This window comes from Methylobacterium sp. NPDC097929, from assembly GCF_049543375.1.
GTDB lineage: Bacteria > Pseudomonadota > Alphaproteobacteria > Rhizobiales > Beijerinckiaceae > Methylobacterium.
The window spans coordinates 1,262,458-1,286,024 of the sequence record NZ_JBMVEP010000001.1 but is presented as its reverse complement, the minus strand read 5'-3'; the positions used below and the strand labels follow the sequence as shown (position 1 = coordinate 1,286,024).

At 69.7% G+C, this 23,567-nt stretch carries 20 protein-coding genes and 1 pseudogene; 11 read left to right on the top strand and 10 right to left on the bottom strand.

What is annotated here, in order from left to right; genetic code table 11:
- Nucleotides 1-73: 73 nt before the first annotated feature.
- Nucleotides 74-355, top strand: a complete 282-nt coding sequence (locus ACPCJR_RS06090) for a hypothetical protein (protein ID WP_391511484.1) — start codon at nt 74-76, stop codon at nt 353-355.
- A gap of 95 nt (nt 356-450) precedes the next feature.
- Here ACPCJR_RS06090 and ACPCJR_RS06085 read toward each other — a convergent pair whose 3' ends face one another.
- Together ACPCJR_RS06085 and ACPCJR_RS06080 are read right to left on the bottom strand one after the other, a co-directional pair.
- The gene (locus tag ACPCJR_RS06085) at nt 451-849 is read right to left on the bottom strand and encodes a GFA family protein (protein WP_391511485.1); all 399 of its coding nucleotides are present in this window, start codon (nt 847-849) and stop codon (nt 451-453) included.
- Between the two features lie 60 nt (nt 850-909).
- The gene (locus ACPCJR_RS06080; RefSeq protein WP_391511486.1) at nt 910-1,374 is read right to left on the bottom strand and encodes a hypothetical protein; all 465 of its coding nucleotides are present in this window, start codon (nt 1,372-1,374) and stop codon (nt 910-912) included.
- A 297-nt stretch (nt 1,375-1,671) separates the two neighbouring features.
- Here ACPCJR_RS06080 and ACPCJR_RS06075 point away from each other — a divergent pair, with 297 nt between their 5' ends.
- Nucleotides 1,672-2,529: a universal stress protein gene (locus ACPCJR_RS06075; protein ID WP_391511488.1), complete on the top strand. Its 858-nt coding sequence runs from the start codon at nt 1,672-1,674 to the stop codon at nt 2,527-2,529.
- Nucleotides 2,530-2,581: 52 nt separating this feature from the next.
- Here the strand turns inward: ACPCJR_RS06075 and ACPCJR_RS06070 are convergent, their stop codons facing one another.
- From ACPCJR_RS06070 to ACPCJR_RS06060, 3 genes and pseudogenes are all read right to left on the bottom strand, one after another.
- Complete coding sequence (locus ACPCJR_RS06070) at nt 2,582-3,232, bottom strand: helix-turn-helix domain-containing protein (RefSeq protein WP_391511659.1); 651 nt, start codon at nt 3,230-3,232, stop codon at nt 2,582-2,584.
- Nucleotides 3,233-3,449: 217 nt separating this feature from the next.
- Nucleotides 3,450-4,058, bottom strand: a complete 609-nt coding sequence (fixJ, locus tag ACPCJR_RS06065; RefSeq protein ID WP_391511489.1) for a response regulator FixJ — start codon at nt 4,056-4,058, stop codon at nt 3,450-3,452.
- Nucleotides 4,048-5,543, bottom strand: a pseudogene (locus tag ACPCJR_RS06060) (PAS domain-containing sensor histidine kinase). Before ACPCJR_RS06060 ends, fixJ begins: the two are co-directional and overlap by 11 nt.
- 319 nt (nt 5,544-5,862) lie before the next feature.
- Here ACPCJR_RS06060 and ACPCJR_RS06055 point away from each other — a divergent pair.
- Nucleotides 5,863-6,723, top strand: coding sequence for a universal stress protein (locus tag ACPCJR_RS06055; protein ID WP_391511490.1), 861 nt, complete (start codon nt 5,863-5,865; stop codon nt 6,721-6,723).
- Between the two features lie 32 nt (nt 6,724-6,755).
- On the opposite strand, the gene ACPCJR_RS06050 is transcribed toward ACPCJR_RS06055, so the two are convergent.
- The 3 genes from ACPCJR_RS06050 to ACPCJR_RS06040 form a co-directional block, all read right to left on the bottom strand.
- Nucleotides 6,756-7,316, bottom strand: coding sequence for a DNA-binding protein (locus ACPCJR_RS06050; RefSeq protein ID WP_391511491.1), 561 nt, complete (start codon nt 7,314-7,316; stop codon nt 6,756-6,758).
- Nucleotides 7,317-7,544: 228 nt separating this feature from the next.
- The gene (locus tag ACPCJR_RS06045; RefSeq protein ID WP_391511492.1) at nt 7,545-8,435 is read right to left on the bottom strand and encodes a hypothetical protein; all 891 of its coding nucleotides are present in this window, start codon (nt 8,433-8,435) and stop codon (nt 7,545-7,547) included.
- A gap of 341 nt (nt 8,436-8,776) precedes the next feature.
- Nucleotides 8,777-9,784 (bottom strand): helix-turn-helix domain-containing protein, encoded by a 1,008-nt coding sequence (locus ACPCJR_RS06040; protein WP_391511493.1) that lies wholly within the window; start codon nt 9,782-9,784, stop codon nt 8,777-8,779.
- A 590-nt stretch (nt 9,785-10,374) separates the two neighbouring features.
- Here ACPCJR_RS06040 and ACPCJR_RS06035 point away from each other — a divergent pair.
- The 3 genes from ACPCJR_RS06035 (at nt 10,375) to ACPCJR_RS06025 (ending at nt 15,141) form a co-directional block, all read left to right on the top strand.
- Nucleotides 10,375-14,073, top strand: a complete 3,699-nt coding sequence (locus ACPCJR_RS06035) for a flagellin hook IN motif-containing protein (RefSeq protein ID WP_391511494.1) — start codon at nt 10,375-10,377, stop codon at nt 14,071-14,073.
- 155 nt (nt 14,074-14,228) lie between these two features.
- Nucleotides 14,229-14,456, top strand: coding sequence for a hypothetical protein (locus tag ACPCJR_RS06030; RefSeq protein WP_391511495.1), 228 nt, complete (start codon nt 14,229-14,231; stop codon nt 14,454-14,456).
- 439 nt (nt 14,457-14,895) lie between these two features.
- Complete coding sequence (locus tag ACPCJR_RS06025; protein ID WP_391511496.1) at nt 14,896-15,141, top strand: DUF6894 family protein; 246 nt, start codon at nt 14,896-14,898, stop codon at nt 15,139-15,141.
- 141 nt (nt 15,142-15,282) lie between these two features.
- On the opposite strand, the gene ACPCJR_RS06020 is transcribed toward ACPCJR_RS06025, so the two are convergent.
- Complete coding sequence (locus ACPCJR_RS06020; RefSeq protein ID WP_391511497.1) at nt 15,283-15,564, bottom strand: hypothetical protein; 282 nt, start codon at nt 15,562-15,564, stop codon at nt 15,283-15,285.
- A 529-nt stretch (nt 15,565-16,093) separates the two neighbouring features.
- Between ACPCJR_RS06020 and ACPCJR_RS06015 the strand changes: the two genes are divergently transcribed.
- From ACPCJR_RS06015 to ACPCJR_RS06000, 4 genes are all read left to right on the top strand, one after another.
- Nucleotides 16,094-17,410 (top strand): quaternary amine ABC transporter ATP-binding protein, encoded by a 1,317-nt coding sequence (locus tag ACPCJR_RS06015; RefSeq protein ID WP_391511498.1) that lies wholly within the window; start codon nt 16,094-16,096, stop codon nt 17,408-17,410.
- Nucleotides 17,326-18,177: an ABC transporter permease gene (locus ACPCJR_RS06010; protein ID WP_391511499.1), complete on the top strand. Its 852-nt coding sequence runs from the start codon at nt 17,326-17,328 to the stop codon at nt 18,175-18,177. The genes ACPCJR_RS06015 and ACPCJR_RS06010 overlap by 85 nt, the downstream gene beginning before the upstream one ends.
- Before the next feature lie 154 nt (nt 18,178-18,331).
- Nucleotides 18,332-19,168, top strand: coding sequence for a glycine betaine ABC transporter substrate-binding protein (locus ACPCJR_RS06005; protein WP_391511500.1), 837 nt, complete (start codon nt 18,332-18,334; stop codon nt 19,166-19,168).
- A gap of 77 nt (nt 19,169-19,245) precedes the next feature.
- A complete protein-coding gene (locus ACPCJR_RS06000) occupies nt 19,246-20,574 on the top strand; it encodes a hypothetical protein (protein ID WP_391511501.1) in 1,329 nt (442 codons plus the stop codon).
- Nucleotides 20,575-20,860: 286 nt separating this feature from the next.
- Here ACPCJR_RS06000 and ACPCJR_RS05995 read toward each other — a convergent pair whose 3' ends face one another.
- Entirely contained in the window at nt 20,861-21,799 is a 939-nt protein-coding gene (locus tag ACPCJR_RS05995; RefSeq protein WP_391511660.1) for a GlxA family transcriptional regulator, read from the bottom strand.
- A gap of 512 nt (nt 21,800-22,311) precedes the next feature.
- On the opposite strand from ACPCJR_RS05995, the gene ACPCJR_RS05990 reads away from it, so the two are divergent.
- Nucleotides 22,312-23,565: a sarcosine oxidase subunit beta family protein gene (locus ACPCJR_RS05990; protein ID WP_391511502.1), complete on the top strand. Its 1,254-nt coding sequence runs from the start codon at nt 22,312-22,314 to the stop codon at nt 23,563-23,565.
- Nucleotides 23,566-23,567: the final 2 nt, after the last annotated feature.

The window sequence follows — 23,567 nt, the reverse complement described above, 5'->3', positions numbered from 1 at the left end:
TGCGGTACCTGACCGAGCGCGAACAACCCCGTCCCGGGGCGGGTTGCCCGTGCACGCAACCATAGGATTCTTCATGAAGACCGCCCTGATGACCGCCGGCACCCTCGGGCTGGCGCTCGCGACCCTCACCGCCCTGTCCCTCCCGGCCACGGCGCAGTCCAGGCCGGGGACCGTGCGCACCGATGACGGCAGCGTCACCGGCGGCCGCGACCGCGGTGGCACGGTCTCGCGCGGCCCCAGCGGCGCGGACACGATCACCCGCAACTCCGCCGCGGGCGGCAACGCCAACCAGCCCGAGCGCGCCGTGCCCCAGGGCAGCGGCGGCGGCGGGAGCGGCAACGGCGGCGCCCAGTAAGGACCTCCGGCCACCGACGGCCCGGCCCGGCCGCGGCGGGGCTTCGTTCGTGCCGGCCTCGAGCGCGCTGCCGCTTCGACACGGGCGCCCCGCACTCAGCGCTCCGGCGGCCATTCGGGATGGTGCGGTATCGCCGCGTCGTCGACGAGCCAGGGCACCGCCTGCGCGGTCCAGATGTGCCGTTCCGGCCGCTGGCCGGGATCGGCGTCGAGGGTCGCGACCCGCACGAGCACGTGCGGCCGCGCCGGGCGGTCCGCGATGAGGTGGGTTCCGCAGGTCCCACAGAACCAGCGGATCTTTCCCGGGGAACTCTCGAAGGCCCGCAGGTTGTCGGCCCCTTCGAGCCAGCGGAAATGCGAGCGCAGGACGCCCGCCGTGGTGGCGTAGGGACTCGCATGGGCCTTGCGGCAGGTCGCGCAATGGCAGTGGGTGATCGGCAGATCGAGCCGGTCGATCGCGTAGCGCACCGACCCGCACAGGCAGCTTCCCCGCATCCGTCCCTCCCCTCGCGCCGTCGGCCCTTCGGCCGTTCTCGTGTCCCGTCCCGCGAAAAATCAGCTCGGCCAGAGCGCGATCTCGATGACATCGGGCTCGACGGGCAGGCTGTCGTCCCGGCTGCCCTGGAATTCCATCCAGCTGACGCGGACCGTGACCGCTTCCGTGTCGAGGACGAAGTGGGGCCCGCCGGGCAGCGGGTAGGGCGTCGACGGGCTCGACAGGGTGAAGCGTCGCGAGGGGAAGCGCGCCCGGATCGTTTCGACCTGCGTCCAGGGCTTGCCGCTCATCGGTTCGGACGGCGGATGATCCGGCTCGGCATCGTAGAGGGCGATGCGGAGGTGCTGTTGCAGGCAGCCTTCCGTGTAGACCACGAGGCCGGCCGCGGGGGCGACGACGCGGCGCGCCTCCATCTCGGGCGTGATCGTCTCGGGCGCCAGGAAGGCCTCATCCTCTCCGTCGATCAGGTAGAACTGCCCGTAATCGGCCTGCCATGCGAAGGTCGCCCAGCCGCGTAGCTCCATCCCAAGCTCCTGTGTCCCGAAGGGCCGTCCAGGCCCTTGCGCTGCCGGATCGCGGCGCCGCACGTCCTCGTCCGGCCCAGGATGGCCGATCGGCGGATGCGGCGTCCATCGCTTCCGCGCGCCCTCCAGGCCGACGCTCGCCGCGCGGACCTCGGTCTGCGGTCACGGCGTGCATCCCGCCATGCCGCGTCGGGCCGGGAGACGCGCCGCCGTTGCCCGACTTGCGCTGGATCAAGGCGTCCGCGGACCGCTGCGGCACTCTCCCGGCCGTGGACCGGACATGCGGGAGAGACGGGAATGACGATGCCTGAGGCCGGCCTTGCAGGAATCCGCGACATCCTCGTGAGCGTCACCGAGGAGGGCCACGACGACGAGCCCCGCAACGCCCTCGCCTACGGGCTCTCCCTCGCGGGCGCCGCGGGCGCCCACCTCACCCTGCAATCGGCCGCCCGCCGCCTGACCGCGGTCGGCGGATCGGGGTGGTGGGTCCTCAACGACATCGTCGCCGCGGAGAACCGGCGCCTGGGCGCCGTCGCGCGGGCGGTGGCCGAGCGGGCCGCCGCGGAGGCGGCGCAGGCCGGGGTGACCTGCACCACCGAGGCCCCCGCCCTCTCCCATCCGAATCTCGTGGCGCGGCTCACCGCCCGGGCGCGCCTCGCCGACCTGACCGTGCTGGATGCCGAGCCGCGTGAGGTCGATCTCGACCGCGATCTGATCGAGGGGATTCTGTTCCGCAGCGGGCGCCCCCTCCTCGTGGTCCCGCAGGGCTGCGACGGCTTCGCCTGTCGGCGGATCGTGGTGGCCTGGGACGGCAGCGCCCAGGCGGCCCGGGCGGCCAACGACGCGCTGCCGTTCCTGCGGGCGGCCGAGGCGGTCGAGATCGTCTCCGTGGTCGGCGAGAAGGAACTCTCGGATTCCGCCGCCGGGACCGAGTTCGCGCCCCACCTGTCGCGCCACGGCGTGAACGTCTGCGTGAACAACCTGCCGGTCGTGGGCGGCGTCGCGCAGACCCTGCGGAGTCAGGCCGGCCTGTTTCGCGCCGACATGCTGGTGATGGGCGCCTACCGGCATTCACGCCTGCAGGAATGGCTGCTCGGCGGCGTGACGCAGGCGCTCCTGGCGAGCAGCCCGGTGCCGCTCTTCCTCGCCCATTGACGCCGGGCCGCCGGCCGACCGGTCGTCGACGCGCGCCCGGATCACACGGGAATCACGCCTCGACCAGCCGCTGCAGGCGCCCGCGCTGGAGCGTGACCGACCGGGTGCCGGAGCGCAGCAGGGCCCGCTCGCTCTCCAGCTGCGAGACCGTCCGCGAGACGGTTTCGAGGGTGAGGCCGAGATAGTCGGCGATGTCCCGCCGGGTCATCGGCAGGTCGAAGTGGCCGGGCCGGCCCAGGCGGCGGTCGATCTCGAGGAGGAAGGCCGCCACGCGTTCCAGCGCCGAGCGCCGGCCGAGCAGCAGCACGAGATCCTCCGCGAGGCGCAGGCTGTCGGTCGCCACGCCCCAGAGCCGGCAGGCCACCTCGACCCGCTCGGCCGCGACGCGCTCGATCTGCCGCCGCTTGAAGATCAGGACCCGGACCTCGCACAGGGCCTCGGCGGTGTGCCGGTGGGTCCGGCCCTGCTCGAACCCGAACAGATCACCCGGCAGGTGGAAGCCCGTGATCTGCCGGCGCCCGTCGCTGAGCACCCGGTGGGTGCGCACCCCCCCGTCGAGGACCCTGTAGACGAACTCGGCCGCCTCGCCCTCGCCGTGCACCTCCTCCTCGCGCAGATAGGCGAAGGGCGTCCCGGGCAGGTCCGGGCAATCCGCGAAGAGGCAGCCGCCGGTGAGCTCCGGTGCGCGGGGGGCGGCCTTCATCGCCGGGAAGGCCGTCGGAGCAATCGCGTCGGGCATCCTCGTCTCCACTCCCGCCGATCGCAGACACCGACCGGACCAGGGCGAACCTGTCGCCCGCCACCATCGCCGACAGTCCGGGTGGACGCGTAAGGGAATCTACGTAGGGTTGTTTTTTGGCGCCCGATCCCGCGGATTCGCCCTGCCCCGGGCGCCGCCCGGAGTCCCGCTTCCTCCAATGTCAGACGAGGCCGGCCAGCACCGCCCAGCGCACCAGTTCCTGCAGGCAGCCGGCCTGCGTCTTGGCCATGAGCTTGGCCCGGTAGATCTCGACGGTGCGCGGGCTGATGTCGAGCGCCCGGCCGATCTCCTTGCTCGTGCCGCCCGCGACCAACTGGTCGAGAACCTGCCGCTCGCGCTCGCTCAGGGTCGCCACCCGGCGCAGAAAGGCCCGCAGGACGGGGTCGGCCGCCGCGGCCGGGCCGCCGCGCTCCATCGCGGCGCGCAGCGCCTGAAGCAGCGCGTCGCCGTCGAACGGCTTCTCGATGAAGTCGCAGGCGCCGAGCTTCATCGCCTCCACCGCCAGCGGCACGTCGCCGTGCCCCGTCATCATGATCACCGACAGGGTGTGGCCGGCCCTGCGCAGGTGGCGCAGCAGCTCCAGCCCGTCGAGGCCGGGCATGCGGATGTCGGTGAGCACGCAGCCCGCGGCGGGCGCCGCGAGGCGGTCCAGCAGGTCCGTGCCGGCCTCATAGAGCGCGACCTCGAAGCCGGAGGTGTCGAGCAGGAAGGCGACGGAATCCCGCATCGCCGGATCGTCCTCCACGACGTGCACGAGATTAGCCGGCATGGAGGCTCGCTCCCTCGCGCGCGGTCGGCAGGGTCAGCCGGAAGGTCGCGCCGCCGGTGCGGTTGCGCTCCGCCGTCAGGCGGCCGCCATGCGCCTCGACGATGGACCGGCAGATCGAGAGGCCGACGCCCATCCCGCCGGGCTTGGTCGTGACGAAGGGCTGGAACAGCCGGTCCGCGACCTCCTCGGCGATGCCGGGGCCGGTATCCGACACCGCGATCTCGACGCTCCCCGGGCCGAGGGTCCGCGTCTCGACCGTCAGCTCGCGCCGCGCGCTCTGCAGCATGGCCTCGCGGGCGTTGCGGATCAGGTTGACCAGGATCTGCTGCACCTGCACCCGGTCGGCCAGCACGGCGCTGACCTGCGGGTCGAGGGCGAAGTGTGCGGTGATGCCCTGCTCGCCGGCCCCGACCAGGGCCAGGGCGCTGGCTTCCTCGATCAGCCGCGTGACCGGCTCGATCCGCTTCTCCGTCTCGCCGCGGGAGACGAACTCGCGCAGGCGCCGGATGATCTGCCCGGCCCGCAGCGCCTGCTCCGCGGTCTTGTCGAGCCCCTCCCGCGTCCGGGCGATGGCCTCGGGATCGGGGTCCGCCAGCAGGCGGCGGCAGCCATGGGTGTAGTTGGCGATGGCCCCGAGCGGCTGGTTCAGCTCGTGGGCGAGCGCCGAGGCCATCTCGCCCATCGCGCTGAGGCGCGAGATGTGCACGAGTTCGGATTGCAGCTCCCGCAGCCGGGCCTGGGTCCACTGGTGCTGGGTCAGGTCGTTGATGAAGCCGGTGACGAAGACCTGCTCGCCCGAGCGCATCTCGCCCAGCGTGATCTCCACGGGGAAGGTCGAGCCGTCCCGCCGCCGGCCCGTGACGACTCGGGTGGTGCCGATGACGCGCCGCTCTCCCGTGCGCCGGTAGCGCCCGATATGGCCCGCATGCGCGCCGCGCATCGGCTCGGGCATCAGCACGCTCACGTTGCGCCCGACGATCTCCGCCGCCGGATAGCCGAACAGGCGTTCGGCGGCCGTGCTGAACGAGTGGATGCGCCCGTCCGCGTCGGTGACGACCATGGCCTCGGCACGGTGTCGAGGATCGACTGCATGTGCGCCTCGCGGGCGCGCAGGTCGGCCTCAGCCTTCTTCTGCTCGTCGATGCCGAGGATCACGCCGCTGTGGCGCGCAGGCCGTCCGTCGGGCCCGAGCCGGACCTGCCCGCGCGAGCGCAGCCAGCGGATGCCACCCTCCGGCCGCACGACGCGGAACTCGACCTCGTAGCCGCCGCCCTCCCCCAGGGCGCGCCCGATCGCATCGGAGCGGGCCTGACGGTCCTCCGGATGCACCAGGGCCTGGAAGGCGGCGAACGTGGCGATGCGCTCGGCGGGCACGCCGAGGAGCCGGCCGCAGGTCGGCGAGAGGGTGACCTGCCCGGTCGGAAGATCGAGCGACCAGATGCAATGTCCCACTTCGTCCAGCGTCTGCCGGAGATCGTCGAGCATCGTCTGAGCGTCTCCGGCCCGTGCGAGGCCGATCACATCGATGGCGTTCGTCACCGTTTCCAACCCGAGTGAGGGAGCAGAGCCTCGACAGGGAAACAATACCACAGGTGGTGCTGTTGGATACGATTACCGCGCGCTAGATGTTCCCCGCTTCTACGAGCGGATCGTTCGCGCTTCGCGTGAATCGACTTCGCGCACGGGGTGGTTTCGCGCGCCGGGCCGCTTCCTGCCTTGCGCCGGAGCCGTCCATTGCGCTGGATCAAGGCCGGCCGCCTGCGTTCGGCCGACCCTCGCATCCCGATCAGACCGGAGACGGCCCATGTCCGAGACTGCCCCTTCCCCGCTCGCCAGCCTGCGCGACATCCTCGTCGGCAGCACCGTCGAGAGCGGCTACGAGAAGGCCTCGGCGGCCATCGGCTACGGCCTGGGACTGGCCCGGGCGGCCGGCGCCCACCTGACGGTCCAGTCGGCCTCCTGGCGCCTGTCGGGCGACGACGGCTGGCTCGCCGATTTCGACAGCAAGGAGACGACCATCGTCGATCGCCGCCTCGACGCGCTGGCGCGTGCCCTCGCGCAGGATGCGGCCGGGGCGGCGGGGCTGGCCGGGATCGTCTGCACCACGGAGACGCCGAGCCTGTCCTACCCGGAGATCGTGAACCGCCTCGCGGAGCGGGCGCGCCTCTACGACCTCACGATCCTGGATGCGGGGCAGAGCAGCTACGACCTCGACCGCGAGACGATCGAGACGGCCCTGCTGCGCAGCGGGCGCCCGGTCATCGCCGTGCCGCCGCAGCACGCGACCTTCTCGGCGCGGCGGATCGTGCTCGCCTGGGACGGCAGCGCGCAGGCGGTGCGGGCGGCCAACGACGCGCTGCCGCTCCTGCGCGCGGCCGAGGCGGTGGAGATCGTGGCGGTCCTCGGCGAGGCGCAGACCGAGGGCGCGATGCCGGGCACCGCGTTCGCGCCCCACCTCGCCCGGCACGGCGTCACGGTCAGCGTCGACACGCTGCCGCTCGTGGACAGCGTCGCCGCCACCCTGCGCGCCGGGGCCGTCCGGTTCGGGGCCGAACTGATCGTGATGGGCGCCTACCGGCATTCCCGGGTGCGGGAATTCTTCTTCGGCGGCGTCACGCGCTCGCTCCTCAAGAGCAGCCCGGCCCCGCTGTTTCTCTCCCACTGACCGGCCCCATGGGCCCGGTCGCGGGGGCAGAGCTACCAGCAGGCCCGCGGCAGGCGCCGCTTCCAGCGCTCGGCCCGGCCCAGCCGCTCGCTGCCCTCGCGATCCATGCGCCGCCGGACGACGGCGGGCGGGGCCTTCGGCTCGGGCTCGACGCGCGGCCGTGCGGCGAGCGCAGGTTCGGCGACCGGACGCTCGGCGACGGGCGGCTCGGTGAGCGCCGGCTCGGCGACGGGGGCAATCGGCACCTTGCGGGGTCTGCCGCGGCGGCGCGGGGCCTCTCCGGCCGGGACGGGGGCCGGGACGCGGCGGACGCGCGGCAAGACCTCCGCTTCGACGACGGGCTCCGGCTCCGGTTCCGGCGGGACCGGGACGAGGAGATTGGGGAGAACCCGGCGCTGCTCCGCGGCGACCTCGGCCCCGGAGGCGGCGCCGGCTTCGGCCGGTTCGAAGGGCGGCCAGGGCATCGCCGCCGCGGCCTGGCCCGCGCGCTTCGAGGAGGCCGACGGCACCTTGGAGGGGATCGAGACGAAGCGGTTCTGTCCCGTCGACTTGGCCTCGACGGTGAACGGCCGCCGAACGCGGTTGCGCAACATACCTGTCCTGATGTTCGAGAGCTTGTGTCGTGCTCCGTGAGCACTCCCAATCTGCACATGCATAATCGCGAACAATTGTCGAGACGTAAAGCTCGAAGAAGAGACGCGGGAAAAATCTCGGCAGAGGTCGTGGGGCCGTCGATCGAACCTTCGGGCCGGCGGGAGAGCGTTCGCGCAGACCCCTGCGACGTCTCGGTCTCCGACGTCTCGGTCTCGTGTCGCCGCGCCTCAAGCGAGCGGCTCGCCCCCGGTCTCCAGGGCCCGCCGGGCGAGGGCGTAGGTCAGGTCGCCCTGAACGAGGCTGTCGGCGATGAAGCGGTCGAAGGCCGCCATCCAGCGCGGCGTCAGGTGGATGAAGGCGTTGCGCGGCCCGGAGCGCACCAGGAAGCCGCGCTCCCGCGCCGCCGCCAGGACGTTGCGCATATGGCTGCGGGAGATGCCGAAGCGGGGAGCGAGCCGGGCGAGATCGCTCTCGCGGATCCGGCTCGCGGGATCGGCCCCGCCCATGGCGAAGAAGGACAGCAGGAAGATCAGCGCGCTCGTACTGCTGAGAAAGTACACGATCTCCAGGTTGCTCCACGTCATCGCGATGATCGTGTCGAAGGCGGCGATGGCCGCCCGGGCATGGGCCGCCTGGAACCGGACGTCGCGGCGCAAGGGCGCGTCGTAGCCGGGATCGGGGTAGAGATGCGCCAGCGGCGCGTAATGGGCGGCCATCCACTCGCGGTCCCAGGCGAGGAGCGGCTCCGTCGGGCACAGGAGGCGGACGCGGTTGTCGTCCGGCTGGCGCTCCAGGGTGAGAAGGCCGGTCTGCACGAGGCGGGTGACGAAGTCGTCGATCAGCCGCGGGCTCGCGAAGCCGAAGCGCGCCACTGTGTCCTTCAGCCGGCTCAGGGTCGGCCAGGTCTCGCGGTCCGCCGGCTCGTAGCCGGCATGGAGGCAGACGATGATGGCCAGCGTCGTCACCCGCCCGACATCGGCGCCGAATTGGCCGGGGAAGGTGCCGACCTCGTAGACCTTGGTGTGCTCGGTGACGAAGATCCGGCGCGCGCTCGGGAAATCCGGGTGCGCCAGGATGTCCTCGGCGCTCAGGTGGACGATGCCGGCGAGATCGCTCACCGGCCGGCCAGCCCGCGATCGGTCTCCGCTTCGTGATCGACGGGGAGCCCCGCATTCGCTGCCGCGCGGGGCAGAGCGTCATCGCGGAGGCGGACGGACAGACGCATGCCGGCTTGTCGAAAAAGGCAAGTATAAGGGCTGGCGGGATTGCTAATCCGACCGTCGCCGACGTGCAATGAGAGAGTGGTGCCCCCGCTTCACAGAGGCGTTATTGGGGTGACCCAACCCCCGAGGCCAGTGCGGGGCGCGGCTTTGCACGCCGATCGATCGCGCGCTCGCCGAGACGATCCTTCCCCGGTCGGCGGCGGGCGAGGTCTCCGCCGCGCCGAGCCTCCCCCACTTCAGGCGGCCATCTGCTTGAGCCACGATTCCAGGACCGGCAGCGTGTCGCTCCGGTTGCCCCACACGCTGGAGCCCGCCTCGGTCTCGCGGGGCAGGAAGCCGAACCGGCGCTTGAAGGCGCGGCTGAAGGTCTTCTCGTCGGAGAAGCCGGTGGTGTAGGCCACCGTGGAGATGCGCGGCCGGCCCGCCGGACCGGTTTGCGTCAGCATCTTCATGGCCCAGAGCAGACGCCGCTCGCGGATGAAGCGCTGCACGCCGCCCTCGGCGGAGAACTGGCGGTAGAGCGTCGCGCGGGAGAGGCCGAAGCGTGCGGCCACCGCCTCGGCGTTGAGGGCGGGCGAGCCGAGGTTCTTCTCGATGTGCTGCCGGATCGCGATGCTCGACTGCACCTCGCTCTGCGGCCGGTCGACGACCTTGCCGCGCAGGCAGGCGCCGCAGAGCATCGCCACCGCTTGGCTGACATGCGGAAGCTGGCCGACCTCCAGCGCCCCGGCCCCCTCCACGAGTTCGTGCACGCAGGTGAAGAACAGCCGGCCGAGGCGGTCGGAGGCGTAGTCGAAGGCCTGGCCGTGCAGGGCGGCGACGTTGGGCACCGTCTCGGCGACGAGGGCGCGGGGCAGCAGGATGTTCGTCGCGTGCACCGGTTCGGCCACGATCGTCACGGGCTGGGCCAGATCGAACACGACGCACAGGCGCGGGCCGACATCGGTCTCGCCCCAGGCCGTTTCGACCCGGCTGGTGCCGGAATGGTAGAATTGCAGCAGCAGATGATCGAGCCCCTGCTGCGCGACCATCCGCGGCGTCCGCTCCAAGAGGTTGGCCGGAGCCCGGACCTCGCCGACGAGGATCTCGCCGAGATGGTAGTGATCCATCGCGATCACGCCGGGCGGGCGGTCCCCGGCCGTCAGGGTGGCCTGGAAGATCGGCGCGACGGCGGCGGCCCAGGCCTCGCCGAGCGCGGACAGATCCGCCGGTACCTCGAAGCGTTCGTGAAGAATGGCCGACATTTCGATCAAGTCTCTGGGTCGGAGCGCGTCGTCATGGTTCCGTATTCCCCACCTTTCGAGTGGAGGCCGGCCCGGTTCTTTTTTTGGCTGTAGCCCGATCTGAAGAAAATACAGCCTGAATATCCCGGATGTGCCGGATTTTTCCAAGTGTATCTGAGTAGATCACGGGATTTTCTGCGATTTAACCAGACTACTTAGGTTGTTCGTCTTAATGGTTAAGAGATACCTAACGTCCTGCGGATGGGCAATCGAGCCGCCGTGTCAAATTTTGCGAGCATCCCGTCCGGGGAGCGGTCCCGGAGGGCTGGGGCGGGAGTGGGCCGGTCTTCCGCCCGCTTCCGGTCTGCCCGAGCGCTCCGAGGGCGGCAATCGGCAAAAACTGCAGGGAAAGCTCGCCGTGAGACGCAATGAGACCTCTATGATATACAGTGATACATAATATAACTCTGAGACGAATACGAACATAAATGAGATGATATGAGACCAATACGCCGAAGCGCGGCTGGTTTATTTAGAGGCTCGTCAATTCCGTTCGCGCCTGATGGCTCTCATCGCCGACGCCCCGGCGCCATGAGGGATCGAGCCGCTCCATGTCTTCCAGCATCACGCTCTCGGCCGCGACGCGGCAGAACCTGCTCTCGCTTCAAGATACGGCGAGCCTGCTCGCGACGACGCAGAGCCGGCTCTCGACCGGCAAGAAGGTCAACTCGGCGCTCGACAACCCGATCAACTTCTTCACCGCCAGCAACCTGTCGGCGCGCTCGACCGAGCTGTCCTCGCTGCTCGACGGGATCTCGAACGGCGTCCAGACCATCCAGGCCGCCAATACCGGCCTGTCCAAGCTCCAGAATCTCACGAGCCAGCTCAAGTCGACGGCCCAGCAGGCGCTCGCGGCCACCAGCGCCTTCACCTCCAAGGCCGCCTCGGTCTCGACGGGGCTCGCGGGGGCGACCGCCGCCAACCTGCTCTCGACCGGCCCGACCGCGGCGGTCTCCGACAAGGCGGTCGGCACCCTCACCAACGGTCAGCCGAGCGCCGCGGTGCCGGCGACGGTGGCCGGCAGCGTCGATTACAAGCCGACCGCCGCCCCGGCGACGATGCGCGGCACCCCCTTCACCGCGACGACGCCGACCCTCGCCCAGGCGACGGGCGCTTCGACCTTCTCGGCCCCGGCCAACGCCGTCGCCGGCACGGCGACGGGGGGCGCCTTCACGACGCTCACCTCGGCCGCGACGATCGAGGTGACCTACGCGACCAGCCCGACGAGCACGACCACCACCAGCATCAGTCTGGCGATCGGCGACACCGTCGACGCCGCCGTGACCAAGCTCAACGACGGGCTCAACAGCCTCGGGATCACGGCCAGGAACGACGGCGGCAAGCTCTCCTTGACCGGCAAGACCGACGGCTCCGCCTTCTCGGTCAAGACCACGGCGCAGGAGGCGACGGAAACCGGCTTCACCACGGGCACCGGCACGCCATCGAGCGGCAACATCCCGGCGGCCGTCCAGACGCTGACGATCGGCACCGAGGCGATCGAGATCAAGGGCGGGAGTGCCGGAGCGAGCGCGGCCGACGTGACGAAGGCCGCCCTCGACGCGATCAATGCCAGGACCACCGCGACCGGCGTCACCGCCGGCCTCGAGACCGTGAGTGGCAGCCAGAGGCTCGTGCTGACGGGCAAGGCCGACGGCTCGAACTTCACGGTCACCGGTGAGGCCGGCAACAGCCTCGGCTTCGCCTCGGCTCCGACGACGACGGCCAACGGCGCCGCGGCGGCGAGCCAGACGCTGACGATCGGCGGCACGCAGATCACCATCGCGGGCGGCGGCTCCATCGACGACGCCGTCGCGGCGATCAACCGCCAGACCGGCACCACCGGCGTGAGCGCTGCCAAGGATCCCGCCGACGCCACCCGCCTGCTGCTCACCGGCAAGTCCGACGGCTCGGCCTTCACCGTGGCCTCCTCCAACCCGGCCTCCAGCGGCTTCTCGGCGACGCCGACGAGCACCAGCCTCGCGGCGACCGTCAGCGGCGCCTACACGCCGACGGGGACGCCCGCCGCGGCGACCGGCGCCAGCGCCTTCACCGGCCCGGCCAATGCGGTCGCCGGCACGGTGACGGGTGACGCCTACACGCCGACGAGCGCCGCCGTGACGATCGCGATCGCCTCCACGGGCAGCACGACGACGAACATCTCGGTCAGCCTCGCCGCGAACGACACGCTCGAGACGGCGATCTCGAAGATCAACACCGCGGGCAGCGCGGCCGGGATCACGGCCGCGATCGACGCGACGAACAAGATCAAGATCACCGGCAAGAGCAACGGCGACGCGCTGAGCATCACCGGCACCGGCGCGGGGTTCTCGGCGACGGCGCTGACCGCGGCCCGAACGGAGGCCAAGACCCAGACGCTGACCCTCGGGAGCCCCGGTACCACCAGTACGACCAGCATCACCATCAGCGGCGGAAACGCCGGCGACAGTGCGGCCTCGGTGCTGGCCGGCGCCCTCAAGGCGATCAACGATCAGTCGTCGGCCACCGGCGTCACCGCCTCGAGTTCGGCGGACGGCAAGATCGTGCTCAAGGGGGCGAGCTCGGGTGCGGCCTTCACGGTGCAGGGCGGCGCGAACAACACGCTCGGCTTCTCGACCAGCAAGCAGACCGTGGAGAACGGCGTGGCGCCCAGCGCCCAGACGCTGACGATCAACGGCAAGGACATCGCCATCGCGGCCGGCGCGAGTCAGGCGGCGGTGATCACGGCGATCAACAACGCCAACACCGGCCCTGCGGCCACCGGCGTCAGCGCCGGCGTCGATCCCGACAACGCGGGCAAGATCCGGCTCACCGGCAAGGTCGACGGCTCGGCCTTCACCGTGCAATCGAGCAACGCCGCCTCCAGCGGCTTCTCGGGCATCACCCAGCAGATCAACAACAACCAGGGCGCGGCGCAGACCGTGACCGTGAACGGCACCGCGATCGAGATCGCGGCCTCGGCCACGCTCGATCAGGCGATCGCGACCATCAACGCCAAGAGCGCGACGACCGGCGTGACCGCGGGCAAGGACACGGCCGGCACCAAGCTGACCTTCACGGGGAGTGCCGACGGCTTCGCCTTCACGATCAAGGGCTCGGAGCACAACACGCTGGGGCTCGCCAGCACGGAAGCCTCGGTCGCCGGGACCTTCGATCCGGGCCAGACCACGCTGGTCTCGACCCTCGGCTTCCGGGGCGGCGACAGCTTCTCGGTCAACGGCCAGACCGTGAACCTCACGGCGACGGACACGATCGGCTCGCTGGTCCAGAAGGTCGGCGCGGCCACCAACGGCGCGGTGACGGCGAGCTACGACGCGGCGACCAACAAGTTCAGCTTCACCGCGGCCGATTCGCGGACCGCGGTGCAACTCGGGGACGGCTCGACCGCCACCGGGAAGGTCGCGCATCTCGGCTTCACCGCGACCGACTTCGCGGCGGGGTCCGGCGCGCCGTCCTCGCAGAGCGCGCTGGCCGGCAAGTCGATCACCGTCCAGGTCGGCAGCGGGGCGGGCATGAACACAGCCACCATCACCTTCGGGACCGCGCCGGGCCAGGTCTCGACGCTGGCCCAGCTCAACGAGGCGCTCGCCCCGGCCAACGCCCAGGCCACGATCGACTCGCTGACGGGCAAGATCTCGATCACCACCGCCAACGATGTCGGCGCCCAGAACCTGTCGATCGTCGCGACCGGCACCGGTAATCCATTCACCACCGGCAGCGCCACGGCCAATCTCGGCGGCGACGGATTGAGCGCCCGCAACAACCTCGTGCAGACCTACAACGACCTGCTCAAGCAGATGGATCAGCTCGCCTCGGATGCCGGGTTCAACGGCGTGAACCTGCTCTCGGGCGACAACCTGACGATCAACTTCAACGAGAAGGGCACCTCCTCCCTCAAGGTCCAGGGCAGCGCCACCAGCGCGGCCAGCCTCGGCCTCTCGGCGGTGGGCCAGACCAACTTCCAGGAGAGCAGCGCCATCAAGAAGATCGTCGATCAGATCAACAGCGCCGGCAGCCAGCTCCAGTCGCGGGCGGCGGCGCTCGGCGCCAACCTCGCGGTGGTGCAGAACCGGCAGGACTTCACCAAGCAGATCGTCACCGTGCTCGATACGGGTGCGGCCAACCTGACGAGCGCCGACCTCAACGAGGAGGCGGCCAACTCCCAGGCGCTCTCGACCCGCAACTCGCTGGCGATCTCGGCGCTGTCGCTGGCCAACCAGTCGCAGCAGGGCATCCTGCAGCTCCTGCGCTGAGCCGCCTCCCTCCCCGGCGGCCGTGACGGGCCGGCTCCCTCCCGGAGCCGGCCCGTTTCCGTTGGCCCGACGCCGCAATGCGCTTCCAACGGCGATGTCGGGGAAACTTCGGGCGGGCCGGCGCCTTACTCCAGAGAACGCCAAGGAGGTTCACGATGGCAGGCGCGGAAACGGACAGAGAGGCGATCGGCTCGCAGCCGCCCGGCCGCCCGCTCGGCGAGGGCCGCAAGGAGGGACCCGAGCCCGACGCGCTGCCGGATCTCGGGCCGACCGGACCGGCCTCGGCGGAAGCCGACAAGCCCGGCCCCCATACGGGCGGATACGATCGGCAATCGCCGGACCGGTCGAGCGACAACGCGAAGGGCGGCTACGGCGCGGGCTGACACGAGGCCGGCGTGCGCGCGCCGCCGGGCTGCCGCGGGGAGCGGCCGGGATCGCGCTGGGCGGTCCCGGCGCCTCACGACAGGCTCCCGCGCCGACGGCGAGCGGGCTTCGTGCGAGACGCTTGTCCCCAGGCAAGGTTTCAACGGAAGTGGGGGGTAATATCGTCTCCGTTTGATCGCCTCGGCTTTTGCCCCGCTCCGTCATCGCGAGGCGGAGCCGAAGCGACCCAGGGCGCGACCTGTCCGGAGAGTGCGGAGCCCTGGATTGCTTTCGCTGAGCCTCGCAAGGACGACGAAAGAGACCGAAGCGATCGAACGCAGACCGTATAAGTCCCTGCGATGCCGTGTGTCGCATTGCACTTATCCACCGCCTGTCCCCATATGGGAACGAAAGGCGAACAAGCGCCTTTACCGATTCGGTCAGGAGGGATGGGCGCAGATGGCACGCTACCGCTTCCACGCGACGAACGGGTACGAGTGCGTGTTCGACGCTCGGGGCAAGGATATCCGGGTTCCCGAGCGCCTGCCGCGGCGGGCGGACGAAGTGGCGCGGGCGGTGATGGACAGCCTCGCCGACCGGGAGGACTGGTCGGACTGGCACGTCAGCGTGCACGACCTCCGGGGACGGCGCGTGCTGGTGCAGCCCTTCATGGCCGCGGCGGCCGGCCTCGCCCGGACGGGCTGATCCGCCCCGAGCCGCCCTCCTCCCGGAGGGATTGGTCCCGGGCTGGACCGGGCGATGCGGCCCTGTTCCTTCGCAAAGGAAAGGGCCGGGAGCGGCACCCCGCTCCCGACCCCGCGTCCGGTCCGACTCTCTTTGTCGGGTTCAGCGGGCGCCCGCGCCTCCGGTTCCCGCGGCGGGGGCGCCCGGCGCCATGGAGTTGCCGGGCGCCATCGCCCCGCCGGCGCCGGGGCTCGACGGCTGGGTCGTGACGGTGGAGCCGGTGGTCGCCCCGCGCTTCTGCGTGTCGGCGGCCGAGGAACTGGTGGTCGATCCACCCGTCACGTTCCCGCCCGAGCCGTTGCCGCCGGGCGCGCCCTGCGCCCAGGCCGGGCCGGACACCGAGAGGGCGAGGGCCGCGGTCGCGATGATCGTCGTGATACGCATGGCGTCTTCCTTCTTTGCGTTTCCTGTGCGGGTTCAACCCGCTTGGTCGGCCAATTGTTCGTCCGAGCCTCGGGGATCGGTCCCGGCGCGGTTCGATCGGCCGAGCGTCGCGACACGAAACGCTCGCGGCCCCGGTCTCGGCAGGGTAGGAGACCTCCGCGGCCGGGCGTTGCGCGCGGCTCGTGAAGGGGCAAGGTCGATCGGTCCTCGGCGCCGCTGCACCAAGGCTCCGACAGTCTAAATTCCTACGCCTCTGTTGCGGAGGGCTGGGCGGTCATGCTCAGCATTCCCTCAGGCAATGCATAATATTGACTCTTTTTGAGCAAATCGTCAGCATTGCTGCGACGCAACATCAATTTCTGATCTTAAAATTCCACCTATGTCGGCTTCCGGGCAGAAAACGTCGCCGCGGGGCAAGCCGCAGGGGCCGCCGCGACTAGCTTTTGATCATCCTAGATAAAGGCATGCAGAGCCGCGGGCGCCGAGCTGCGATTGGCGGAATGCGCTACTCCGAAGAGGTTGGACGCACATGGGCCGCATTACCTTAGAGAGCGTCAGCAAGATCTTCGGCGCCAACCCCGTCGAGGCCGTCGATCTGATTTCTCAGGGAAAGCGCAAGGCCGAGGTGGCCGAGGCCTGCGGTGCCGTCGTCGGGTTGTGCAACATCTCCTTCGAAGTCCACGAGGGCGAGATCCTGATCCTCATGGGGCTCTCCGGCTCGGGCAAGTCGACGCTCCTGCGCTGCATGAACCGCCTCGTCGAGCCGACCTGCGGCCGCATCCTCGTCGACGACGTGGACGTGACGCGGCTCGGCCGCAAGGATCTGCTGGCGTTCCGCCAGAAGACCTTCGGCATGGTGTTCCAGCACTTCGCGCTTCTGCCCAACCGCACCATCCTGGCGAATGTGGGCTTCGGCCTGGAGATCAGGAACGTTCCGGTCCGGCAGCGCACCGAATGCGCGATGCAGGCGATCGAGCTCGTCGGGCTGAAAGGCTGGGAGAGCAAGTATCCGCATGAATTGTCCGGCGGCATGCAGCAGCGGGCGGGCCTCGCGCGGGCGCTGGCGGCAGATGCCGACATCCTCCTGATGGACGAGGCCTTCAGCGCCCTCGACCCGCTCATCCGCCGCGACATGCAGGCGGAGCTGCGCGAATTGCAGCGCAAGCTCAAGAAGACCATCGTCTTCGTCTCGCACGACCTCGACGAGGCCGTGGCGCTCGGCGGCCGCATCGTCCTGATGAAGGACGGCGAGGTGGTGCAGATCGGCCAGCCCGAGGAGGTCGTGGCCCGCCCGGCGACCGAGTATGTCCGCCGCTTCGTGGAGCATATCGACCTCGCCGCGGTGATCCGGGCCGAGCACGTCGCGGATCGGGCCGCCATCGTCCTGGCGCCGAGCCAGACCGTGGCCGAGGCACGGGTCCGGACCGCGCAGGGCGGCGCCGAGGCGTGGCTCGTGGCCGACGGCGACGGCCGCTTCGTCGGCCGCGTCCGCGCCGACCGGCTCGCCGCCGCCCGCCCCGGCGACGCGCTCACCGGCCTGCTCGATCTCGATCCCGGCACCGTGGAGGCGGGAACCCGCCTCGATGCGGTCCTCGGCCGGATCGCCGCCGAGGACATCGTCGCGGTCGTCGCCCCGGACGGGCGCCTGATCGGCCCGATCACGAGCCGGGACGTCGTGCGTGCCCTGGCCGCGCGTCCGGGTGCGCAGGGGCCGCAGGACGGCCTCCCCTCGTCACAATCCAAACCGGCAGGAGCGGATCGATGGACTGGAACGTCCCCAAATTTCCCCTCGACACGCTCAGCGACGACGCCCTCGACTGGCTCACCGAACATGGCTCTTGGCTGACCCGCGCCGTCAGCCGCACCGTCTCCGACTGGATCGAGACGCTGACCAACGGTCTCGTGGCGGTGCCGCCCTGGCTGGCGATCGCGGTGGCCGCGCTCGTCACCTACAAGATCGGCGGCCGCAAGGTCGGGCTCCTGACCCTCGCGGGACTGCTATTCCTCTGGAACCTGCGTCTGTGGCAGGCGACGGTCGAGACCCTGGTGCTCGTCATCCTGGCGACGCTGGCGGCGCTGGTGATCGGCATCCCGGTCGGGATCTGGTTCGCCCTGAGCCGGCGGGCTTGGCGGACCTTCTCGCCGGTGCTCGACATGATGCAGACGCTGCCGAGCTTCGTCTACCTGATCCCGGCCCTCCCCTTCTTCGGGCTCGGCGCGGTCTCGGCCTGCTTTGCCACCATCGTCTTCTCCGTGCCGCCGGTGATCCGGCTCACCGCACTCGGCATCCGCAACGTGCCCTCCGAACTCGTCGAGGCCTCGGACGCCTTCGGGAGTTCGGCGAGCCAGAAGCTGGTCAAGGTCCAGCTGCCGCTGGCGCTGCCGACCATCATGGCCGGCGTGAACCAGACCATGATGCTCGCCCTCTCCATGGTGGTCATCGCCGCGATGATCGGGGCCGGCGGCCTCGGCCGGGCGGTCTGGCAGTCGATCCAGCGCCTGGAGGCCGGCGCCGGGTTCGAGGCGGGCATCGGCATCGTGATCGTGGCGGTCATCCTCGACCGTTCCACGCAGGCGCTCGCCGCCCGCGCCCGCCCGCACGGCGCTTCCTGAGAGAACATCCCGGCGTAAGCGGTGAAAACCGCTTGCGCCTACTCGGTCAATAAAATAACCTATGTTAATATGTGAAGGTGATCGGCGCTCGAATACGAGGCCGGCGCCTCGAGATCGGCCCTCATCTTCGAACTTATCCTGAAAGGTCCCGTCCATGCGCGCGCCGATGCTTGGGGTGATGCTCTGCCTCGCGATGGTCCAGACGCCCGCGGAGGCGGCGAGCAAGCAGGTGCGGCTCGCCTACGTGGAATGGGCCGACGCCGTGGTCGCCACCAACATCCTCAAGCAGGTGCTGGAGGAGAAGGGCTACCAAGTGAAGACGATCCCGCTCGCCGCCGCCGCCATGTGGCAGGCGGTGGCGACGGGGGACGCGGATGCGAGCGTCGCGGCCTGGCTGCCCGTCACGCAGGGCGCCTATTACGAGAAACTGAAGAACCGCCTCGAACTGATCGGCCCGAACGTCACGGGCGCGCGGATCGGCTGGGCGGTGCCCGCCTACTCGTCGCTGAACGCGATCGAGGATCTCGCGACCAAGGCCTCCGAGGTCGACGGCAAGGTGATCGGCATCGATCCCGGCGCCGGCGTCATGAAGAGTTCCGAGGCGGCGATCAAGGCCTACGGGCTCACGGTCAAGCTGGTCGACGGCAGCGACGCCACCATGACCAGCGCCCTGAAGGATGCGGTGCGGCAGAAGAAGGACATCGTCGTCACCGCCTGGACGCCGCACTGGATGTTCGCTCGCTACGAGCTGAAATACCTCGCCGACCCCAAGAAGAGCTTCGGTGAGTCCGAGAGCGTGAACACGCTGGCCCGCAAGGGGCTCAAGGACGACATGCCCGAGGTCTACGCCATCCTTCAAAAGTTCAAGCTCTCCATCAAGGACGAGGAAGCCGTGATGGCGCAGAACGAGGAGAAGGGCGCCAAGCCCGAGGAGACCGCCGGGAAGTGGATCGCGCAGAACCGTGCGACGGTCGATGGTTGGCTCAAGTAAAAAGGCGAACAATCAAGAAAATAAACGGGACGAGACCCGGGCTGCGGCTTGGAAACTCAGTAACGGGGTTGAAAGACATGACGGCGAACGGTTTGGCGGCTGCCCTCGTGGCATGTGCCGCAGGGGTGGTGCTGTGTCCGGCGGCCCGAGCCCAGGCGCAGGGCCCGGTCGAGGTGAATGCCGAGCCCAGTCAGGTCAACCGTGAGCAGCCGGTCGCGGTCCCCGACCCCCGCTACGATTTCGATCTTGCGCCGCCCAAGAGCAAGGTCAGCGACGGCACCTTCACCTTCGGGGGCGCCATCCGCGCCCGCTACGACTGGCGCTTCGACGATGCCAGCCGCGGCGGCGTCCGCAAGGCGCGTGAGAATTTCGACTTCGACACGCTCGCCCTCAAGGCGACCTACGATTCCTCGACGATCTTCGGCTCGGCCCAGTACCGGTTCTACGGCGGCAGCTCGATCTACGGACCGCGCAGCGGCTACCGCGGCAATCCGGGCGAGGTCCACTTCCCGATGTGGGCCTATGTCGGCTACAAGTTCACGCCCGAGGACAGCATCACCGTCGGCCTCAACCAGTCGCCCTTCGGCTTGACCCCGTATTTCGGAACGAGCTTCCTCGAAACGCTGGGCTTCACCATGGGCTTGGAGGAAGTCTATAATTTCGGCGTCAAGTTCTCCCATGTCGAGCCGGACTTCAACTATCAGGTCGGCTTCTATCCCGGCGCCAATCCCAACGCCTTCGGCCTCAGCCTCGACAGCGCGCGCTACTCGACGAACATCGTCCGCGCCGACTCCTACGTGACGAACGGCACCAGCAACGCCGAACAGAACATGTTCATCGGCCGGGTCGAGTACTTCGTGCTCAAGAACGACACCGCCTCGCTGGCCTTCGGCGCCTCGATCTGGCACTCGGACATCTACAACTTCGACACCCGGCAGACCGGCACCAAGCAGCTTGAGGGCCTGCACGCCCTGGGCACCTACGGTCCCTGGGGCTTCAAGGCGATCTATGTCCGCCAGGACATCGACCCCAAGAACCCCTTCCGCAACGACCTCGTCACGGTCGGCGGCTTCGACTTCTCCTACAACCTCGCGGCGCGAGGCAACTTCGTCTCCGCCGAGGTGACCTACAAGGTGCCCGATCCGATCGGCCCGTTCACGGTGGTGCCCTTCGTCGGCTACAGCGCCTTCTACAAGGACAAGGCCAGCTTCCGGGCCAGCGAGCGCGTGACACTAGGCGGCGCCTGGACCCTGACGGCCGATCCGAACCTCATCATCTACACCGAAGCCGCGATCGGCCGGAACGACCCCTATGTCGGGGTGGGCGAATTCAACAACGGCCTCGCCCAGGGCGGCGAGAACCGCTGGAAGTCGCGTTTCATTATGAACATCGGCTATTATTTCTAATCATTCGAGGCCGGTCCTCGGCGCGCGGCCGGATCGCTTCGCTGACGCTCGCGATGGCGGGAGGCGCTGCGAACCGCCGCCTCGTTCGATCGAATCTGCAAAAGCCCGTCCGAGCGCGGTCACCCCATTCACCCCCTCATCCCGAGGAGTGAAGCGGAGCCTCGAAGGATCGCGCGGGATCCGGAGCATCCCTCCAAGCCGCTGATGCGGCACCCCGGGATGAGAGGCGCGAGGACGGATCGCCCTCCGTTCCCTTGCGCGCTCCCGATCCTGCCGGCCGGGAAGGTCAGGCGCAGGCGCGCGCCTGCACCAGCTTCCGCTCCGCGCTCGGCGGTTGGCCGAAGCAGTCGAGATAGGCCTTCGAGAAGTGCGAGGCCGAGGTGAAGCCGCATTCCATCGCCACCGAGAGCAGCGGCATCGCCGTCTGCCGGATCAGGTGGCGGGCGTGCTCCAGGCGGATGCGCAGGTAGTGCTTGGCCGGTGAGCGGCCGAGATATTTCAGGAACAGGCGCTCCAACTGGCGGGTCGAGAGGTGGACCGCCTCGGCGAGTTCCTGACTGCCGAGCGGCTCGGCCAGCGAGGATTCCATCAGCCCCACCACCTTCAGCAGCTTGGGATGCGCGACCCCGAGGCGCATGCGCAGGTCCATCCGCTGGCGCTCGCCCGATTCGCGGATGCGGTGGTGGATGAGCTGGTCGGCGACGTAGGAGGCCACGTCCGGGCCGTGGTCGCGCACGATCAGCGACAGCATCATGTCGGCCGCCGCGGTCCCGCCCGCGCAGGTGAAGCGGTTGCGGTCGATCTCGAACAGGTCCGAGCCGATCTCCAGCCCCTCGTGCTCCGAGACGAGGCCCGGCAGGTTCTCCCAGTGGATCGTCGCCCGGTAGCCGTCGAGGAGGCCGGCCTTGGCCAGAACGTAGGTCCCCGTGCAGACCGCCCCGATCGCGCTGCCGCGGACGCTGGCCCGGCGCAGGGCCGCGTGCAGGGCGCGGTGGTTCGGCCGGTGGATGTCGATGCCGCCGCACACGACGAGGATGTCGAAATCCTGCACCTCGGCGAACCGGCCCGAGACCCTGACCTCGACCCCGTTCGAGGCGGTGCACTTGGTCCCGTCCTCCGACCACAGCGAGAAGCGGTAGAGGTCGCGCCCGGCCGCGCGGTTGGCCAGCCGCAGCGGCTCGATCGCCGAGGAGAAGGCGATCATCGAGAAGCGCTCGACGAGCATGAAGCCGACGGAGAGCGCCTTGCCGGCGACCGGCTCGCTCGCCGTCACCGTGATTGCCGGACACGTTTCCGTGACCGTTGCCAACATGTCCATCCCGACCACCGTTTGCCGGCCTGTGCCGCGGCTTGGTGGGCAATTCACGTGCCGCGCCGTTCCGGTGCCGGAGGGGCTCGACTTCAATCGAAACCGGCATCGCAGACCGAACGCGGCGCGTCCGCGGAGGCGACGCCCACACCGGAACTTAATCTCCGATCGTCGGCCGAAGGCAATAGAATAATTCTCGTTCGAGCGCCCGCCCGTCGCTGCATTGCCGAGAACGGCGCCGCGCGAACTCAGTCGAGGCGGGACAAAAGCCCGATGTGGCAGAGCCTTGCATTGCACACGCATCCTGCCGGCGGCGGAACCGGGCGCGACCGGGACGCGAAGTCGGAAATCCCAAACTCGCGGTCGCCAGCGATCAAGCCCACCCGCGGCGGGCGGACCATGATCGCTCAACACCGCGAGGTCGACCGATGCGCCGCTTCTCCCTCACGTCGCTGCTCTCCGAATCCCTACGGGGCCATACGGGCTGGGGCCGCCAGTGGCGCGCCCCCGAGCCCAAGCCCCGTTACGACGTCGTCATCGTCGGCGGCGGCGGGCACGGGCTAGCCACCGCCTATTATCTCGCCACCGTGCACGGCATCACCAACGTGGCGGTGCTGGAGAAGGGCTGGATCGGCGGCGGCAATACCGGCCGCAACACCACGATCATCCGCTCGAATTACCTCTACGACGAGAGCGCGGCGATGTACGAGCACGCGCTCAAGCTCTGGGAGGGGCTGTCCCAGGAGCTGAACTACAACATCATGTTTTCCCAGCGCGGCGTGCTGATGCTCGCGCACAACATCCACGACGTTCAGAGCTTCAAGCGCCACGTCTACGCCAACCGCCTCAACGGCATCGACAACGAGTGGCTCTCGAAGGAAGAGTGCAAGGAATTCTGCCCGCCGCTCGATATCTCGGGGAGCCTTCGCTACCCCGTGCTCGGCGGCGCGCTCCAGCGCCGGGCCGGCACCGCCCGCCACGACGCGGTGGCCTGGGGTTACGCCCGCGGCGCCGACGACCGCGGCGTCGACATCATCCAGAACTGTGAGGTCACCGGCATCCGCCGCGATGCCTCCGGCGCGGCGGTCGGTGTCGAGACGAGCCGCGGCTTCATCGGCGCTGGCCGGATCGGCGTGGTCGCCGCGGGCCACACCTCGACCCTGATGGCGATGGCCGGCGTGTCGATGCCGCTGGAGAGCTACCCGCTCCAGGCGCTGGTCTCCGAGCCGGTCAAGCCATGCTTCCCCTGCGTGGTGATGTCGAACGCGGTCCACGCCTACCTGTCGCAATCCGACAAGGGCGAACTGGTGATCGGTGCGGGCACCGACCAGTACACCTCCTACAGCCAGCAGGGCGGCCTCCACATCACCACCCACACGCTGGACGCGATCTGCGAACTCTTTCCGCAATTTACCCGGATGCGGATGCTGCGCTCCTGGGGCGGCATCGTCGACGTGACGCCGGACCGCTCGCCGATCATCGGCAAGACCCCGGTTCAGAACCTGTTCGTCAATTGCGGCTGGGGCACCGGCGGCTTCAAGGCGACGCCGGGCTCGGGCCACGTCTTCGCCCACACGCTCGCGACCGGAACGCCGCACGCGATCAACGCGCCCTTCACCCTCGACCGGTTCCGCACCGGGCGCCTCATCGACGAAGCCGCCGCCGCGGCCGTCGCGCACTGATC

Excerpts from the sequence above, each read along its gene's own strand:
- ACPCJR_RS06050 (WP_391511491.1), bottom strand. The coding sequence starts at position 7,316 with ATGTTGCGCAACCGCGTTCGGCGGCCGTTCACCGTCGAGGCCAAGTCG.
- ACPCJR_RS06000 (WP_391511501.1), top strand. The coding sequence starts at position 19,246 with ATGACGGCGAACGGTTTGGCGGCTGCCCTCGTGGCATGTGCCGCAGGG.
- ACPCJR_RS06010 (WP_391511499.1), top strand. The coding sequence starts at position 17,326 with ATGGACTGGAACGTCCCCAAATTTCCCCTCGACACGCTCAGCGACGAC.
- ACPCJR_RS06090 (WP_391511484.1), top strand. The coding sequence starts at position 74 with ATGAAGACCGCCCTGATGACCGCCGGCACCCTCGGGCTGGCGCTCGCG.
- ACPCJR_RS06070 (WP_391511659.1), bottom strand. The coding sequence starts at position 3,232 with ATGAAGGCCGCCCCCCGCGCACCGGAGCTCACCGGCGGCTGCCTCTTC.
- ACPCJR_RS06035 (WP_391511494.1), top strand. The coding sequence starts at position 10,375 with ATGTCTTCCAGCATCACGCTCTCGGCCGCGACGCGGCAGAACCTGCTC.
- ACPCJR_RS06080 (WP_391511486.1), bottom strand. The coding sequence starts at position 1,374 with ATGGAGCTACGCGGCTGGGCGACCTTCGCATGGCAGGCCGATTACGGG.
- ACPCJR_RS06075 (WP_391511488.1), top strand. The coding sequence starts at position 1,672 with ATGACGATGCCTGAGGCCGGCCTTGCAGGAATCCGCGACATCCTCGTG.
- ACPCJR_RS06015 (WP_391511498.1), top strand. The coding sequence starts at position 16,094 with ATGGGCCGCATTACCTTAGAGAGCGTCAGCAAGATCTTCGGCGCCAAC.
- ACPCJR_RS06025 (WP_391511496.1), top strand. The coding sequence starts at position 14,896 with ATGGCACGCTACCGCTTCCACGCGACGAACGGGTACGAGTGCGTGTTC.
- ACPCJR_RS05995 (WP_391511660.1), bottom strand. The coding sequence starts at position 21,799 with ATGCTCGTCGAGCGCTTCTCGATGATCGCCTTCTCCTCGGCGATCGAG.
- ACPCJR_RS06085 (WP_391511485.1), bottom strand. The coding sequence starts at position 849 with ATGCGGGGAAGCTGCCTGTGCGGGTCGGTGCGCTACGCGATCGACCGG.
- ACPCJR_RS06030 (WP_391511495.1), top strand. The coding sequence starts at position 14,229 with ATGGCAGGCGCGGAAACGGACAGAGAGGCGATCGGCTCGCAGCCGCCC.
- ACPCJR_RS06020 (WP_391511497.1), bottom strand. The coding sequence starts at position 15,564 with ATGCGTATCACGACGATCATCGCGACCGCGGCCCTCGCCCTCTCGGTG.
- fixJ (WP_391511489.1), bottom strand. The coding sequence starts at position 4,058 with ATGCCGGCTAATCTCGTGCACGTCGTGGAGGACGATCCGGCGATGCGG.
- ACPCJR_RS06040 (WP_391511493.1), bottom strand. The coding sequence starts at position 9,784 with ATGTCGGCCATTCTTCACGAACGCTTCGAGGTACCGGCGGATCTGTCC.
- ACPCJR_RS06005 (WP_391511500.1), top strand. The coding sequence starts at position 18,332 with ATGCGCGCGCCGATGCTTGGGGTGATGCTCTGCCTCGCGATGGTCCAG.
- ACPCJR_RS06055 (WP_391511490.1), top strand. The coding sequence starts at position 5,863 with ATGTCCGAGACTGCCCCTTCCCCGCTCGCCAGCCTGCGCGACATCCTC.
- ACPCJR_RS05990 (WP_391511502.1), top strand. The coding sequence starts at position 22,312 with ATGCGCCGCTTCTCCCTCACGTCGCTGCTCTCCGAATCCCTACGGGGC.